This is a genomic window from Sedimentibacter sp. LTW-03, assembly GCF_052059825.1.
Classification (GTDB): domain Bacteria; phylum Bacillota; class Clostridia; order Tissierellales; family Sedimentibacteraceae; genus Sedimentibacter.
In genome coordinates this window covers 3,221,951-3,239,111 of the sequence record NZ_CP197180.1, presented here as the reverse complement: position 1 = coordinate 3,239,111, position 17,161 = coordinate 3,221,951, and the positions used below count along the sequence as shown (strand labels likewise).

Sequence of the window (17,161 nt, the reverse complement as noted above, 5' to 3'; positions counted from 1 at the left end):
GAATAATTGAATTATCTCTGACTTAGGTTTGCCTTGTACGAATTTTATTTTCTTTGTAACTAACTTTACTGAAGTGTATTTATTAAAGTCTATCAATGAGTAAAAGTTTCATAGCTAAATTGATTTCTTTCATATCTGGCTCAGCCTTATCCCACTCAGTTCCAAATAGTTTATAGTAAGATAATAATAGCTCTAATTGTAACCACTTATTATCTGCTATAGCAGTAAGCAGACCAGCTATTCTATTTACCATAAATTTATTCAGTGTTTTCATATCAACTTCCGAAAGTTGATTGTTAGCATGCATATCTTCTACAGGCCCATTTCTGAAAACAAAATGAGTAATTGCTTTAGATATGGAATCAATATTTTCCCGCTTTAATAAACGTTCTTTAGAATTTGAGTTTGCTTCTTTAAGCAAATCACTATTTTGATTCATGAACTCTTGGTATACCTTATTTTTTATATTTATATCAAATTTTTTTCTCTTATAGGTCACTTTACCTATTGTAACACCAAATATATCAGCAATCTGTCGGTCAGTTAACTCCTCATCATAATATAAATATTTTAGCTCTTCCTGTGTAATCTCATCCCACGATATATCCATAATTGCTCCTTTCACATTGCATAACATTATTTTTGCCGTATTACTTCTTCAATCATACATATCAACGTCGGACTGCCACCGGGACGTGCCACCGTGCCACCGGGACGTTTCTTTTGCCATGCCATGCTATAGATATTATTACTATCATTTAATAGTATCCAAAATTCCTCTTCCAATATTGAGTACTCTTGCCAATTGTCTATTACTGGCTCCTGTATCTTCTTTTATCTTTTTAATTATTGTATCTCTAGTTTTCTTATCAAGTGCTTGCAAGCAAGAAATATTCTGATAAGTTAATATGAATTTTTTCAGTTCTTCATCGGTCCACCTTTTTTTCTCGTCATAATCCAAACATACATCTTCATTTGTTTCATTATGATAATTAATGAATTCCTCGATACTTTTAAAATAACTCAATGCAAACTCTGAATCTACTATAAATTCATTATCATTAATGTATTCATTATAACTACTCCATTTATAATCATTAATATCTTTTATAATACCTGCTTTAAGGGGATTTTGATGTATATATCTAATTACAGTCAAAAAGTATTGGCCATTGTCTACTACTTCGCTTAAAAATCTATTCTGAAAAAGATGTCCGGTTCTTCCATACATATTATTATGATACTGTGCATAACTAACAGCTATTCTTCTTACAGTATCTCCTATATCTTCAGTATCTCGTTTAATTAAAATATGAACATGATTTGTCATCAAACAATATGCATATACAAAAAATTTCACCTTTTCTTTTGCTTTAATCATACTTTCAATAAATTTCTCATAATCACCAGGCTTTAAAAAAATATTTCTTTTATCTATCCCTCTTAGCATTACATGATATATTCCTGATTCGCTTTTAAGTCTTGCGCTTCGCGGCATATATACACCTCCTTTAAAACTGATAATTAAAAAGCAAAATATTTATATTATTTTAATCCAATTTTATCCATAATTCAACAAATAATTTTATACACTTTATTTAACGACTTCTATTTAATGGCAAACAAAACGTCCCCTTGCCACTCTTTCCAGAGTAAAGCTCCTTTGCCATATGAAAGATGACATATCCATCTAAATCCACACCATGAATACGGATAGCTTCAAAATGAATGAGTTGGCTGTCTATACAATTTTTTGCCTTACTCCAGACAAACGCATCTGCAGAGAGTAAAAAAATAGCGGCTGCATATCCGTAGCTTTCTTCTAGCTTCGGAAACAGACCGCTTTTACAGATACTTTGAAATCTCTTTTTATGCTCTGCATTTCTAAAAAGCATTTGGTTTACCTCACTTTCTCCGAGATTGCTCGTAACCTCTATAATTCTTTGCACTCGAAGAGCGAATGCCTGTAACTCTATCTCTTTGAGGAATAGTCCCAGCAATTCTTCATACCGATTTGGGGATTGATTCGCATATCTTTGCTGGCTTCGGAATGTTCCGCAAGCACGAGGAGTAAAACCGGGAATAAGTTGCATTTCTATTTCTATAGCAGCGAGAGGTGTATCTCTCATAAATCTTGTAATCACTTCATTCAGTCCTTTCTTTTTCTACAAATCAGACAGCAAAAAAGAGGCTATGTTTTTCAGTAACGAAGAACATAACCTCTTAACTTTTGCTCAATGGCAGATTTATTTAATTTTAATCAACTATTCATCGTATTTTTCTTGTTGTAATGCACACTCATTTGGATTGTTTAAATATAATATTAAATCCTCTAATAAAATCATGTCTGCCACAATTTCATTGTTAGATATATCTAGCAATCTATGTGTAACACCATGATATTGACGTAATTGTATATTGTCTTCCGATAGTAAAGACTCTATATAAAAACTCTTTTTATATAACTGCCCGGCATTCCAAGCGATAATTAATCCTATATCATTTGAATTTTTCAATCCACTTTCCAAGTCTTCAATCAGCCCATCTAACGAATATTTATATTCCAATACCTTCGGATAAGAAGAAAAACCATGTGGAGATTTATCAAGAATATCCACAACATTTTCTTCTGATACTCCTAATGGATTAGTTATTTTGTTATATATATGATTTTCTGTAGGTTCTTCTATCACAATCTTATATAACCCATCATAAGTAAATCTTTCATTAGTGGACATTATCCTAATCCCCCTAATTACTCCACCTGCTATTAGCTGATTAAATAATGCAATTACATCCTGTTCTCTTGTTGGAATTGAAGTAATTGAAATCTGCTTAAGTGGTATAAAAAAGTTTTCATTTATTAATTCTAGAGGGCATTCTTTTTCATGCTCAAGCATTATAGTTTTCCACTCGTCTAATTTCTGTTCTCTCATTAAATCTGGAGCCGTACCAGTATTTTTTCTAAAGCATTTTTTCATCTTTAAGAGCGGCCCATCCAAAATTTTTCTAGCAACTTCTTTGGCTAAATCAGTAATTTCTTTTTGAAAACCCTTTCTTCCTAAATCTGCACTACAATTTTCAAAATGAACAACTATATGTGCTTGATTTTGTCTACCAATGTTACGTGTTAGTGGTATTTGAATTAATTCACCCTGAGGCATATTATTAGCAGCAAGCTGGATGCCACCATATAGAGCATTAACACCGGATCTAAGCTTAAGAACAGAATTAATTTTATTCCAAATCTGAACAGAATATACGTAGCAGAAATATACTGTCGGTTTATATTTATTAATTAATATTTTTTGATTATCATCAAGAGATATTTCTTCTAAAATTCTATTATAATTCCACATATCATATATTGAATCTAAGTTGCAATATTTAGAAGGTATTCTATACTCTGCTCCATATTCTTTATACAGTTTATCAAATTTAACTTTTATATCTGTATATTTCAATGATTTTTTTACGAACTCATCAATGGATAAATACCTTATTCCTTCCATTTCTGATAAAGTTTCTTTTCCTTGTTTCGATATCACTTTTACGCTGGTATGTATTTTAGGATTTTCAATTATAGCACCTAATCCTGTCTTCACTCTTAAAAGCTTCAACCAATTATCTGCATCATCTACCTTTATCCACGATAAATCTTTTGGATAAGTATTAGTATCATATTTTACACATACCGATACGCCTTGATCTATTGTTTTATAAAAATCATCTTTGGTATCTTTGGTATCTGGAACTACTCTTGGATTGCCCGCAGGATTTTCATCATCTAACCAATTACGCGCATTACTCATTACCCCACGTGCATTAAAATCATTATTTTTAGTTGATATTTGAATATAATTAAATCCATATGCCAAATACGTTGAACCAACACCTTTATGACCTCTTGTTTGACCACTTTTAAATGAAAAATTCGGCGCCAAAAACTTTACATACTGTTCCTCTGAAAAACCCATTCCATTATCAGTTACTGCCACATAATTATCCATAATATTAATTAAAATATTAATTTTAGGAATATAATTTTTCTCTGCACACTTTTGTCTTTCCTCAACAGAATCAAGTGCATTCTGTATTAATTCGCAAAAAGTATCAAACCAGCCAACATAAGAACTCAAAATATTTTTAATCTCTCTCTTCAAAGACTTGATTACAACTTCTTCAGTTCCTGTGTATTTTATACTTAATGGATCAAAATTTTGATTATACATTTTATTCCTCCATTTTTGTTTATTGTATTATATATAATATATTACAGTTTATTAAAAGTATCAATCTTTATGATGTCATCTATATTTTCCCCTAAAATTCAGGGCAAAAATCGGGCATTTTTTAGCCTGATTTTTGCCCGTTTTTCACTCCAAAACCACAACATCTTGTGGTTTCGACGCCTTATTTATCATTTTCACCACAACGTGTCATCAGAATCACCGTCTCAACATGCGGCGTCATCGGGAACATATCTACGCACTGTGCTTTTTCCACCTTGTATCCGCTGTCTAGGAAGTATGGCAGGTCCTTTTCCAGGGAGGTTGGTTTGCAGGATATGTAGATAAATGTTTCTGGTTTGTAGTCGATTATTTTTTGTATTGCTTTAGGATGGATGCCTTCCCGCGGAGGATCAAGGACTATTATGTCGGGCTTGTCGTCCAGCTCATCTATTTTTTTGAGGACATCTCCGGCTATGAATGTGCAGTTGTTCAGGTTGTTAAGTTTTGCATTTTCATTTGCCTTTTCTACGGCTTCTTCCACTATTTCTATTCCTATGACTTTTTTGGCTGTTGGCGCAAGGATCTGGCCTATAGTTCCGGTTCCGGAATAGAGGTCAAAAATAGTTTTGTCTTTGGTTGTTCCTATGAAGTCTCTGACTATTGAATAAAGCTTTTCTGCTCCCAGGGAATTTGTCTGAAAGAATGAAAATGAAGAGATATTAAAATGTAGTCCCAGAAGCTCCTCAACTATTTTGTCTTCGCCGTACAGTATTTTCATTTCATCTGCCCTTGCAACGTCAGCTACTCCGTCAAATATGGAGTGTGCTATGCACTTTATTGTACCTTCAAGGTTAATGTTTAATATTAAATCAACAAATTCTTTTTCATTCAATGAGCTTTGAGAGGTTGTAATAAGATTTATTAAAATTTGTCCCGTTCTTTCTGCTTTTCTCACCAATAAATACCTTAGAAATCCTATATTGGTGCTTTTGTGATAGAAGGTCTGACTATTTCCTTGGAAATAACCTAGAATTTGACATAGGATCTGTCGAAAATCTTCGTCAACAATGGAGCATCCGCTTGTGTTCACGATGCTGTGAAAGCTGTTTCTCCTGTGCATGCCCAGTGTCAGCGGACCTTCCTTCACTTCATCTCCGAATGAGAATTCCATTTTATTTCTGTATTCGGTTTTTTTCGGACTTTGAACTATAGGAAGGAATTCATAGTTGTCTGTCAGCACTCTGTCCAGTATGGTTTTTACCTGTGATGATTTGATCTCCAGCTGTTTTTCGTATGGTACGGTCTGGTAAGAGCATCCTCCGCAGAGAGTGAAATGACTGCAGCCGGAATCAGTTTCAAAGCATGCAGGTTCTATGACTTCGACTACCTTTGCCTCTGCTCTTTCTTTTCTTGTTCTGCTGATCCTGGCTTTTACTTTCTGCCCTGGCAGCGTATTCTTTATTTTAATCTTTTTACCTTGGTATACTGCTGTACCTACGTTTGGAAAGTTAATTTCATCTATTGTTACTTCAATTATATCGTTCTTTTTCATTTGTACTCCTGGTTAGTATTTTACTCTTCATCGCTTTACAGCATGGAAACGGCCTTTCAGGCAAAATCTCTAATCTGTAAATTGCACCGGTTATTAATATTCTACTGTATCCGGTGCTTTTGTTGTATCTTCTATTATCAATGATTTATTCGCATCCATTTCGTCTACAATCTTATTGATGCTCATTTTAACATATTTAGCATATCCTGTCGCAGCTATATTTCCATCCTCCAGTATTATTTCACCTGTCCCTTCAAATATTAACCTTGTGTTTCTTGTTATTCTTGCGACACATTTTACAGGTCTGTCAAGAGATATAGGCTTTTTATACTTAATATTGAGCTCTGCAGTCACTCCCCACGCATCTGGTTCTTCTATCATTATAGCTCTACCGATAGCTTCATCCAATATTGCCGATATTACTCCTCCGTGCATTCTGTCAGGATAGCTCTGGTGTGTGAGTGCAGGGGTTGAAATCGACATGAGCTCACCGTTTTCTAGTTCATAAAATTTTGTTTTCAGCGATTCATCATTTTCTGTACCGCACACGAAACAGTTTTTACTTACAAATTGTTTTTTCTGTACTTTATACTTCATAGCGCCCCTCTACTTTCTATTCTTTTATATGTTAAACGACCGCCGAAGGCAGTCGTATGTTTATAGGTTCATTAATCTATCGGTCATTTCCTTTATTGCCAGCACTGTATCCCTGTCAGGTCTCAAGTTTGAATAGTCGCCCACATAATGCGCCAGCCCGTATGCTGGGAAACTTTGAGTGGACAAAAGATTTGATGGGACAGGAACAGGAATCATTCCCATGTGCTGCCCAAAAATATTTATTGCATTCAGGCACATGTCTGCTCCGCCTTCGCTTGTGGCAGCAGTCGTATATGCAAATAGTTTCTTTCCCCAAAACGCAACTTCCGTCCAATATGGAGAAAATGAATCCATAAAACACTTCATAGCTCCCGACACATTTCCGTAGTATGTGGGAGAACCCATTATTATAATATCACTGTCAAGAAGTTTTTCGGCTTTTGCCTCTTCTATATCCATTATCTCGTTCTTATACTGACCTGCCACCGCAAATTGCTTAGCAAGCTCCGCGTAGTTGGGATCTTTTACTCTCAGCATCTGAGTTTCCGCACCGCACTTTTTAAATTCGTCATAAAATTCCCTTGCCATAAGGTAGCAGTTGCCGCATACGCTGTGAAATACTATTGATACCTTTTTACTCATCAGTTCTTTCTCCTTGGTCTGCATCTGTTTAAATAGTCACCTTCATCTGCAAACAGACAGCTTAAGTAATCTTCCACTTCAACTGCTGTTTCCATGTTCAGTGTGCCTTCCGCTATTTTTTCCATTTCACTTTTCTTTAAATTTCTTATTATATATCTGGTGCTCAAGATTGACGGCGAATTCATGCTGAACTCATCCAGCCCCATACCCAAAAATATAGGTATCAGCTTCGGGTCTCCGGCAGCTTCACCGCACATTCCTACCCATATGCCCGCTTTGTGAGCATTATCAATAATTCCCTTTATCAGTCTCAGCATTGCAGGATGGTACTGACTGTATAAATGAGACAGTTTTGAATTCATTCTGTCAACCGCCAGTGTATACTGTATGAGATCATTAGTTCCGATACTGAAAAAATCCACTTCTCTAGCCAGCAAATCTGATATAATTGCGGCTGAAGGTATTTCAATCATAATTCCTATCTCAATGTTTTTGCTGTACGGAATTCCTTCGCTGTCAAGCTCCTGCTTAGCTTTCTCCAGAATTTTTTTTGCATCTTTGAGCTCTTTCATTGTTGATATCATAGGAAACATTATTTTTACGTTTCCGTAAATGCTTGCTCTTAAAACTGCTCTCAGCTGTGTTCTAAAAACATCTACATTCCCAAGACACAGCCTTATAGCTCTATATCCTAAAAACGGATTCATTTCTGCCGGTATATCTATGTACGGAACATTTTTGTCCCCACCTATATCAAGAGTTCTTATTATTACGGGCTTATTCCCCATTTTTTGGAGAACTTCTCTGTATTCTTCAAACTGCTCATCTTCAGATGGCTGACATTCACGATTCATAAAAATGAATTCGCTCCTGAATAGTCCGATTCCTTCTGCGTCATTTTCCAAAACCATATCCACATCGTGAGGAGTTCCAATGTTTGCAGACAGTGAAACCTTAAATCCATCCACGGACACTGTAGGCAGACCGACTTGCTTTTTCAGCTCGTTGTTAATTTCCTCAAGTCTTAATTTTTTTTGAGTAAAATAATCCAGCTGTTTATCATTTGGATTAATTAATACTTTTCCTGTTTTCCCGTCACATACGACGATGTCATCATCCTTGATTTTTTCCGTTATATTATCAAGCCCTACTACTGTAGGAATTCCAAGTATTCTTGCAATTATGGCAGCATGGGATGTCTTGCCTCCCATTTCCGTAATCATGGCAGCCACTTTACCCTTTTCAAACTGCGCTGTATCTGAAGGGGTCAGATCCTTTGCAATGATTATTGAATTTTTTTCAAGTTTTGAGTAATCTGCAGTCTTTATACCAGAAAGAATTTTTATAACTCTGTACATTACATCTTTTATGTCTTCTGCTCTTTCTCTGAGATACTCATCCTCAATGTTTTCAAACATCTTTATATAATACATCGACACTTCGTTCAAAGCATATTCAGCGTTGACTTTTTGGCTTTCAATTTTTGTCTCTACTTCTGAAATAAATGATTCGTCCTCAAGCATCATTTCATGGGATTTAAAAATTTGCGCTTCCTTTTCACCGACTTCGTCGAGGGTTTTCAAAAATAATTCGTCTAATTGCTTTTTTCCCTTTTCAACAGCATTTCTGAGCCTTATAATTTCTTTTTTGACATCTGAGATATAAATTTTCCTTATATCCATAGTTTTTTTCTCTATTAAAAAAGCCTTTCCAATCCCAATTCCCGGTGAAACGCCTAACCCTTTCATCTAATCACTACCTTTCAGATTTTACAATTATCTGTTTTGTATGTTTAAAATGATAATTTTCTTATAGATATATTTTCGCCAATTTATATTATTATATTACCCATAGCAAGCTGTTGTCAACGAAAAAAATATTGCAATTTCAACATTTTAAGGGATAATGTTTTCATTGTTGAATTTGTGCTGTTCCGATGTGGGAAATCACAGAAAATAAATTTTTTTCAGAAACAGGCAAAACGGTATAGTAAAATTCTATACCGTTTATACCTAAAAAGTAATATTATTTATTTAATTTTTTCAAGTTTCATTCCTGTTTCAATACCGTTCAGGTTTTGAACTTCCATAGAGCTGTCTTCTGATTTTTCTATTACATCAGCCAATGTTTCACTCTTGATAAATTCTTCAAACTTATTAACAGCCTTAATTATTTCTTCCGAACCGTTATAGAATATTTTAATTCTGTCCATCATTTCATATCCGTTATTCTTTCTCATCTGTTGAACCTTTGATATGAACTCACGGGCATATCCTTCATTTATTAACTCTTCTGTAAGGTTAGTGTCGATAATTGTAAACAGGTTGTTTCCGGTTGAAACATCGTAGCCTTCCTTCGCTGAAATACGTATATCAAGTATTTCTTCGTTAAGTTCCACAGTCTGATCATTAACTGTCAACTCACATTTTTCCCCTGCCTGAACTTTTGTGATTATATCCAAAGAATCAGCCTTTGCCAGCGTTGCGGCAAATGCCTTTACATTTTTCCCAAGCATCGGGCCTGCAACCTTGAAATTTGGTTTTAATGCGAAATCCATAAATTCATTTAAATCGTGTTCAAAGACAACCTCTTTGACATTGAGCTCCTCCTTGATCAAAGGAACTAAATCGTCAATAAGCTGCTGATATTTTCCATCTATATGAATTCTTCGTATAGGCTGTCTTACCTTTATTTTTGCATTTTCTCTTGAAGCTCTTCCCAACTTGACAAGATCTTTTACAAGATCCATTCTCTTTTCAACATTTTCATCTATTAACTCTTCATGAACTTCAGGATAGTAGCTGATGTGGACAGATACTTCTCCTGTCAGGTTTCTGTATATTTCTTCTGATAAATAAGGAGCAAACGGAGCAGTTAATTGTGCAATGCCTACCAATATTTCATATGTTGTATTGTAAACGGCTTTTTTATCCTCTGTAAGCTCTGTCACCCAGAATCTTCTTCTCGAACGTCTGATGTACCAGTTTGACAAATCCTCGTTAACAAATTCCTGAATTGCTCTTACGCTCTTGTTGTGGTCGTAAGCATTCATGCTTTCTCTCACATATTTAACCAAATTGTTGAATTTGGAAATTATCCATCTGTCCAACTCCGGTCTGTCTTTGTACTCAACAAAGAACTTGCTCGGGTCTATGGAATCTGTATTTGCATACAGTGCAAAGAACGTATATACATTTTTGATAGTTCCGAAATACTTGCTTAACACTTCTTTTAATCCGTCTTCATCAAATTTTGTAGGTGCCCATGCCGGAGATACGTAAAGCAAATACCATCTCAACGCATCTGCACCGTATTTATCAAACAAGTCAAACGGATTAACTGTATTTCCTCTTGATTTAGACATTTTTTTGCCGTATTTGTCAAGTATCAAATCATTAACCAGCACTCTCTTATATGGTGATTTTCCCATAACAAATGTTGAGATTGCTATTAATGAATAGAACCAGCCTCTTGTCTGGTCAATTCCTTCGCATATGAAATCCGCAGGGAATAACTTATCAAATTCATCCTTGTTTTCAAACGGATAGTGCCATTGTGCATAAGGCATTGCTCCTGAATCAAACCAACAGTCTATTACATCCTTTACTCTAGTCATATGCTTGCCGCATTTTGGGCAGACAATGTGCACATCATCAACGTATGGTCTGTGCAACTCAATTGTTTTTTCATCTATTTCTTCAACTGCCTTTTCGGCTAATTCTTTCCTTGAGCCTATGCTTTCCACGTGACCGCATTCGCATCTCCACAAAGGCAGCGGAGTTCCCCAGTAACGGCTTCTTGAAATAGCCCAGTCATTTAGATTTTCAAGCCAGTTGCCAAATCTCTTTTCACCTACAAACTCAGGATACCATTCCACAGAGTTGTTGTTTTCTATTAATTTGTCTTTCAGTTTTGTCATTTGAATGTACCAGCTTGGTCTTGCATAGTAAAGTAACGGCGTATGGCATCTCCAGCAGTGTGGGTAGTTGTGGAGAACCTGTTCTTTTTTATACAGTTTTCCGTTTTCCTTCAGCCATTTTAATATAGGCTTATCAGCATCCATTACAAACATTTCTGACCATGGTGTTCCTCTGAATCTTCCTGTATCATCAACAGGATTTATAACCGGAAGATTGTATCTGCTTCCCGTATTGTAGTCATCTTCACCGAACGCAGGAGCTGTATGAACTATACCTGTTCCGTCCTCGGTAGTGACGTAATCTGCACATGTTACAAAGAATGCTTTTTTGCCTGAAGGTATTTCAACATAAGGCATGAGCTGCTCATATTCCATGAATTCCAAATCTTTGCCCTTCATTTCCTCCAGCACTTCGTATTCTTCTGAAATTACTTTATCAACCAACGGTTTGGAAATATAGAAAACTTCTCCCTTGGCATCTTCGGTATCTTTTATCTTTATCTTCAAATATTCTACATCCGGGTGCACTGCCAGCGAAACATTCGACAATAACGTCCATGGAGTTGTTGTCCATGCAAGGAAATATTCATCTGCGCCTTTTTTCTTGAATTTTGCATATGCAGTCATAGTCTTTATTTCTTCATAGCCTTGAGCAACTTCATGTGAAGCAAGACCGGTTCCGCATCTCGGGCAGTATGGAAGGATTTTGTGACCTTCATACATAAGTCCCTGTTTGAATATGTTGTTAAGTATCCACCACTCGGATTCAATATAGTCGTTCTCAAGTGTTATATATGGATGATCAAGATCTATAAGATATGCCATCCTCTTTGTCATTTCACGCCACAGCGCCTCATAAGTAAATACTGAATGACGGCACTTTTCGTTAAACTTGTCTATTCCATATTGTTCGATATCTGTCTTATCTTTTAGTCCCAGCTGTTTTTCAACTTCAATTTCAACCGGCAGTCCATGTGTGTCCCATCCTGCCTTCCTGTTTACCTGGTAACCTTCCATTGTTTTGAATCTGCATACAGAATCTTTCAGAGTTCTTGCTATAACATGATGAATTCCTGGTTTGCCGTTAGCTGTCGGCGGCCCCTCATAAAATATGAACGGTTCTTTATCATTTCTTGTCTCAACGCTTTGCTTGAGCAAGTTTATCTCATCCCAATATTTTGATATTTCTTGCTCTGTCTGTTTATAATCGGCTTTTGAGATATCTTTAAATTGCTTCATTTTTTCCTCCTGCTATTTAATATAATAATTCGGCTTGATTGTCACATATATCCTGTCTTAATTCTGCTGTAAAAGCGGTTTGCCGCAGATTAATCGGCAAAAAAGGTTAACTCTCTGTCCAACATAAAAATCCCATGTCTTAAGACATGGGACGAAATCCGCGGTACCACCCAAATTACATATAAATACACTAAATATGTCACTCAAAAATTTAACGCATTTATACGTAATTTCTTACTTAGTTTCAGAAATCAAGCTCATGGATGATCTTCAACACATTTGGAATTATAATCTTTCACCACTCGATTATATCTCTTATAGACCGCTCTGTGCCTACTGTTCCAATCACTGCCTTTATTTATTTTATTTCTGTATAATGATATATTAAAACGCAGACAAAGTCAAGGAATAAATTGCTTTTTAAAAACAATATACATTTATTAACACTTACACGTTAGAAGCACGGTATTATTAAGTATTATTTTACAATCAGTATGTTTTTTTACACATTAAGTAATTAGACTATTAACAAATACTTTCTTTAGGGGGTCAACTATGAGCGAAAATTGTTTAAACTGCCGTCCGATTAGGTATGATAGCAAACAGAGCTTTTCTATTAAATTTATAATTATTTTTCCATCCCGTAAATTTCATACACATCATTGGTGTAATTTCCGTCATCGCCATAGATGTAAAGCGGAGGATCAAATTTCAACTCGGGATTACCATTCTTTGATGCCCTTATCAACATCATATTAGGTTTGGCAGCAGATCTGGGATGAACAAATCGAATCTGTTTCGGCTCCAACCGGTATTTTCTGAACAGGCACATAATATCAGCCAGTCTGTCAGGGCGATGCACCATGTAAAACCTTCCATATTGCTTTAAAAGAGATGCCGCGGTACTTATTACATCCTCCAGCGAACACATAATTTCATGTCTTGAAATTGCCTTTTTATCAGAGGGATTAACAATTCCGCTGTTGCCAAGCTTGTACGGAGGATTGGAGATTACGGCATCAAAAGAATTTGGTTCCATGTGATCCAACGCATTTTTCAAATCTATATTAAGTACTTCAATTTTATCTTGCAGATTATTAAGCCCCACGCTGCGCCTTGCCATTTCTGCAACTTCTTCCTGGATTTCAACCGCATATGCCTTTGAATAATTTCTCTTTCCGCTCAGAAGTATTGGAATAATTCCTGTACCGGTTCCCAAATCAACTATTTTAGAATTGTTTTTTATATCGCAGTAATTTGTAAGCAAAACAGCATCCATGCCGAAACAAAACCAGCTTTTATTTTGAATTATTTTCAGTCCGTTGCACTGGAGATCTTCTATTTTTTCATTTTCTCTTAATTCTACTTCCATAGCATCCTTTCCTAATTGATTATATTTAACGCATCATGCATTTATACTAATTTATAAATGCGCTGTTTATGAGCTTCTTTGTGTATTCATTCTGTGGATTAATAAGGACTTCCCTTGCCTCTCCCGATTCAACTATGCTTCCCCTGTTCATAACAAGTATAGTGTCTGACATATAGTTTACTACTCCAATATCATGAGAAATAAAAATATATGAAATTTTAAGTTCTGTTTGAAGCTGCTTCAAAAGATTCAATATCTGCGCCTGAATTGAAACGTCAAGAGCAGATACCGGCTCATCGCATATTATGACTCTTGGATTCACAATCAGCGCTCTGGCTATGGCTGCCCTTTGGCATTGCCCTCCGCTTATTTCAGACGGATATTTGTCTTTTATTTTTTCATTGAGGCCCACTCTTTCAAGCATTTCCGAAACCAGTTCGTACGCTTCTTTTTTGTTTTTAGCAAGTTTTAATGTTAAAATCGGAAATGAAACATTGTCTCCTATTGTATAATTAGGGTCCATTGAACTTTTGGGGTCCTGAAATATAAACTGGACATTGCGTCTATATTCCTGATACTCATAGTCTGACATTTCATCAATATTTTTTCCGCAGTAAAATACGCTGCCGTATGTCTGTCTCTGTAATCCGCCTGCTATTTCTCCAGTTGTGGACTTACCGCTTCCGGATTCTCCCACAATTCCCAAAGCCATCCCTTCTCTGACCTCAAAAGAAGTGTTTTTTACAGCCGCAATTTTTTCCAACACCCTGCCTGTTAAGAAATGTTTCTTAACGGCATATTCTTTTCTTATATTTTTAACTTCCAAAATTATTTCATTATTATTGGTTTCCATATTGCTTCTCCCCTGACATAACAGCAGAAATTTTTACTCCAGATTGCATCTGTAATAATGTCCGTCGTTATTATGCTCCTCAGCATACTTTGCACATACATCCGTTGCATGAGGACATCTTTTTATAAACAAACATCCTTCGGCATCTCTCTCCTCATCCTGTACGTATCCATGAATTTCTGCAAGCGGCTCGTTCTTTCTCATTTTAAGAGACGGTATAATTTTCATCAAAAGCTGAGTATATGGATGCTTGGGGTTATTGAATATTTCTTCTGTTCGTCCTGATTCTACTACCTTACCAGCATACATAACAGCCAAGCCGCGGCTGTAATGCCTTACTAGTCCCAAATCATGAGAAATTAATAATATGGAAATGCCCAATTCCTTGTTTATTTCCTTAAACAACTCCATTACCTGCCTCTGCACGGTGGAATCCAAGGCGGTTGTAGGCTCGTCGGCTATAATTACCTTCGGATCGTTCATCAACGCCATTGCTATGTTAACTCTCTGACGCATGCCTCCGCTCAGCTGCCACGGGTAAAAATTCAAAATATTCCGTGGATTATCAAATCCTACTTTTTCCAGAAGTACAGAAGCCCTTAGTAATGCTTCTGTTTTGTTTTTTTTCATATGGTACATATAACCGTCGGCTATCTGGTTCTTTATTTTAATCATGGGATGAAGATAAAAAACCGTGTTTTGCGGAATATATCCTGCATTTTTACCTATGTGAATTCTTTTTTCGTTCTTCGACATTTTCAATATATCTCTGCCTGCGGTCCGCATTTCATCCGCTGCATAACTTAATCCCTCCGGCAGTACATTTATTATGGATTTAGCCGTAAGCGTCTTACCAGATCCAGATTCTCCCACAAGTCCGAATATTTCGCCTTCCTGAATATTAAGAGACAGCTCCCTGACAAGATGTTTCTCTCCTGCTTTAATGCTTAGATTTTTCAAAACCACGGATTCATTCATTGGCAGACCTCCTGTTAATAAGCATGTCATTTAATCCGTCACCTATGAGGTTAAACCCGAGAACCGTAATTATAATTGCAATTCCCGGCGCTACAGCTAGATAAGGATGCAGCAGAAAAAACTGTCTTGATTCGCTAAGCATCATTCCCCAACTAGCATGCGGAGGCTGAATTCCAAGCCCCAAAAAAGAGAGTGATGTTTCAATCATTACTGCCGAACCGATGGCTGAGCTGTACTGTGTTATAAGTCTTGGAAGCATAGCCGGGACAAAATGCCTCGTAAATATTTGAAAATACGTACTGCCATAACTTCTTGCGGCTTTTATATAAACAAGATTTTCCGTATCTAGAATCATCGAATAAACCAGCCTTGAAAATACTGGAATCATAAAAATACTAATTGCTGCAATTGATCCTTTTGTTCCTTTTCCCACAACAGTTACAAGCATCAACGCCAGAAGTATTCCCGGGAATGCCATCAGCCCGTCCATTATTCTCATTATTACAGAGCTCATTTTCTTAAACATCGCTGCCGACGCACCAAGAATAATGCCTATTATCGTCCCAAGTGTAACTGAACCTATTCCTACCAGCAATACATTTCTTGAGCCATACATAATTCTTGAAAATATATCTCGTCCAAAATTATCGGTACCCAATATATGTCCGCTGTCTTCCCCCGGTTTAATAAATCTTTGAGATATATTCATTTCATTAGGTGGGTAAGGCATGTATACAAATGAAACCACCCATACCGCAACTATTGTTAAAACAAGTATAATTCCAAGGCTTAGGCTTAATTTCCTTTTCATTTATTATTCCCCTCTTTCAACGGACTTTATCCTGGGATTGATAACCATAATCAGAACATCAACCAGAAGCGTAATAACTATTACAGACGAGGTTATAAACATGACCAGTCCCTGTAAAAGAACAATATCTCTGTGCTCCACAGCCGTGAGAACAAGCCTTCCTATTCCCGGCAGAGCAAAAATAGTTTCGATAACCACCGTTCCTCCGGCAAGTTTCGCAAACTGCATTCCAATTATTGTAACAGGTGCTACCAAAGCACCTCTCAAGGCATACTTTAAGTACACCTTTCCACTGCTCAATCCCTTTATTTTAGCCATATCCATATAATCTTGCTTAAGCGAATCAAGAACCGAGCTCCTGACAATGCGTAAAAGCGTCCCTGTTTCTCCTATAGCCAATACTATGGAAGGCAGTATTATGCTTCTCATAAATCCAGACAGCCCAACGCCTGTTACGGGAACACCGGGAACAGGAAATATTTTTAGTTTAAGCCCAAAATAAACAATAAAAACCATTCCTATCCAAAAGGAAGGAATGGCTGTTCCAAGCTGCATAATGCTTCTTGAAAAATAATCTATAAAACTGTCTTTCATAATTGCAGACAGCATTCCGAATAAAAAAGCAAACACCACCGCAATTGTCATTGCCAGCACCGAAAGTGCCAACGTTACAGGCAAAGCTCTTATTATCAATGTCAAAACCGATTCACCGTAAACATACGATGTTCCCAGATTAAATACGGCAAGGTCAGCAAGCCAGCCAAAATACTGCTGGTAAACAGGCCTGTCAAGCCCCATTGCACTATGAAGCTCTTCAACCATTTCCTGAGTAGCATCAGTACCCAAAATAAGCTGCGCCGGATCTCCCGGTATAATCATGAGAACAAAAAATGTAATCATTGAAACAACCAGCAGAACGATTATTGAACTTTTAACTCGGTTTATTACATATCCTAACATTTCGCA

The 17,161-nt window shown here is 36.4% G+C and carries 14 protein-coding genes and 1 other annotated feature; all 14 genes read right to left on the bottom strand.

The features are described 5' to 3' along the window. Positions 1-82 precede the first annotated feature (82 nt). The gene (locus ACS3UD_RS15740; protein WP_308138706.1) at positions 83-610 is read right to left on the bottom strand and encodes a hypothetical protein; all 528 of its coding nucleotides are present in this window, start codon (positions 608-610) and stop codon (positions 83-85) included. A 144-nt stretch (positions 611-754) separates the two neighbouring features. Next, positions 755-1,498 carry a transposase gene (locus ACS3UD_RS15735; RefSeq protein ID WP_308138707.1) on the bottom strand — a complete coding sequence of 248 codons (744 nt, stop codon included), beginning with the start codon at positions 1,496-1,498 and terminating at the stop codon, positions 755-757. Positions 1,499-1,598: 100 nt separating this feature from the next. Further along, a complete protein-coding gene (locus tag ACS3UD_RS15730) occupies positions 1,599-2,129 on the bottom strand; it encodes a hypothetical protein (RefSeq protein ID WP_308138708.1) in 531 nt (176 codons plus the stop codon). Between the two features lie 135 nt (positions 2,130-2,264). Then, complete coding sequence (locus ACS3UD_RS15725; RefSeq protein ID WP_308138709.1) at positions 2,265-4,232, bottom strand: ATP-binding protein; 1,968 nt, start codon at positions 4,230-4,232, stop codon at positions 2,265-2,267. Positions 4,233-4,413: 181 nt separating this feature from the next. Continuing rightward, complete coding sequence (gene rlmD, locus ACS3UD_RS15720) at positions 4,414-5,784, bottom strand: 23S rRNA (uracil(1939)-C(5))-methyltransferase RlmD (RefSeq protein ID WP_308138710.1); 1,371 nt, start codon at positions 5,782-5,784, stop codon at positions 4,414-4,416. Positions 5,785-5,877: 93 nt separating this feature from the next. Then, on the bottom strand, positions 5,878-6,381 hold the full coding sequence (locus ACS3UD_RS15715) for a PaaI family thioesterase (protein ID WP_308138711.1): 504 nt from the start codon (positions 6,379-6,381) through the stop codon (positions 5,878-5,880). Positions 6,382-6,441: 60 nt separating this feature from the next. After that, positions 6,442-7,023: a flavodoxin family protein gene (locus ACS3UD_RS15710; protein WP_308138712.1), complete on the bottom strand. Its 582-nt coding sequence runs from the start codon at positions 7,021-7,023 to the stop codon at positions 6,442-6,444. Then, positions 7,023-8,771 carry a phosphoenolpyruvate--protein phosphotransferase gene (ptsP, locus tag ACS3UD_RS15705; RefSeq protein ID WP_308138713.1) on the bottom strand — a complete coding sequence of 583 codons (1,749 nt, stop codon included), beginning with the start codon at positions 8,769-8,771 and terminating at the stop codon, positions 7,023-7,025. Before ptsP ends, ACS3UD_RS15710 begins: the two co-directional genes overlap by 1 nt. Before the next feature lie 281 nt (positions 8,772-9,052). After that, entirely contained in the window at positions 9,053-12,181 is a 3,129-nt protein-coding gene (ileS, locus tag ACS3UD_RS15700) for an isoleucine--tRNA ligase (RefSeq protein WP_308138714.1), read from the bottom strand. Positions 12,182-12,325: 144 nt separating this feature from the next. Then, positions 12,326-12,539, bottom strand: a binding site (T-box leader). Positions 12,540-12,809: 270 nt separating this feature from the next. Then, positions 12,810-13,553 (bottom strand): tRNA1(Val) (adenine(37)-N6)-methyltransferase, encoded by a 744-nt coding sequence (locus ACS3UD_RS15695; RefSeq protein WP_308138715.1) that lies wholly within the window; start codon positions 13,551-13,553, stop codon positions 12,810-12,812. Between the two features lie 46 nt (positions 13,554-13,599). Then, complete coding sequence (locus tag ACS3UD_RS15690) at positions 13,600-14,406, bottom strand: ABC transporter ATP-binding protein (protein WP_308138716.1); 807 nt, start codon at positions 14,404-14,406, stop codon at positions 13,600-13,602. A gap of 33 nt (positions 14,407-14,439) precedes the next feature. Further along, positions 14,440-15,384 carry an ABC transporter ATP-binding protein gene (locus ACS3UD_RS15685; RefSeq protein WP_308138717.1) on the bottom strand — a complete coding sequence of 315 codons (945 nt, stop codon included), beginning with the start codon at positions 15,382-15,384 and terminating at the stop codon, positions 14,440-14,442. Next, a complete protein-coding gene (locus ACS3UD_RS15680) occupies positions 15,377-16,195 on the bottom strand; it encodes an ABC transporter permease (RefSeq protein ID WP_308138718.1) in 819 nt (272 codons plus the stop codon). Before ACS3UD_RS15680 ends, ACS3UD_RS15685 begins: the two co-directional genes overlap by 8 nt. Before the next feature lie 3 nt (positions 16,196-16,198). Further along, positions 16,199-17,155, bottom strand: a complete 957-nt coding sequence (locus ACS3UD_RS15675) for an ABC transporter permease (protein WP_308138719.1) — start codon at positions 17,153-17,155, stop codon at positions 16,199-16,201. Between the last annotated feature and the right edge of the window lie 6 nt (positions 17,156-17,161).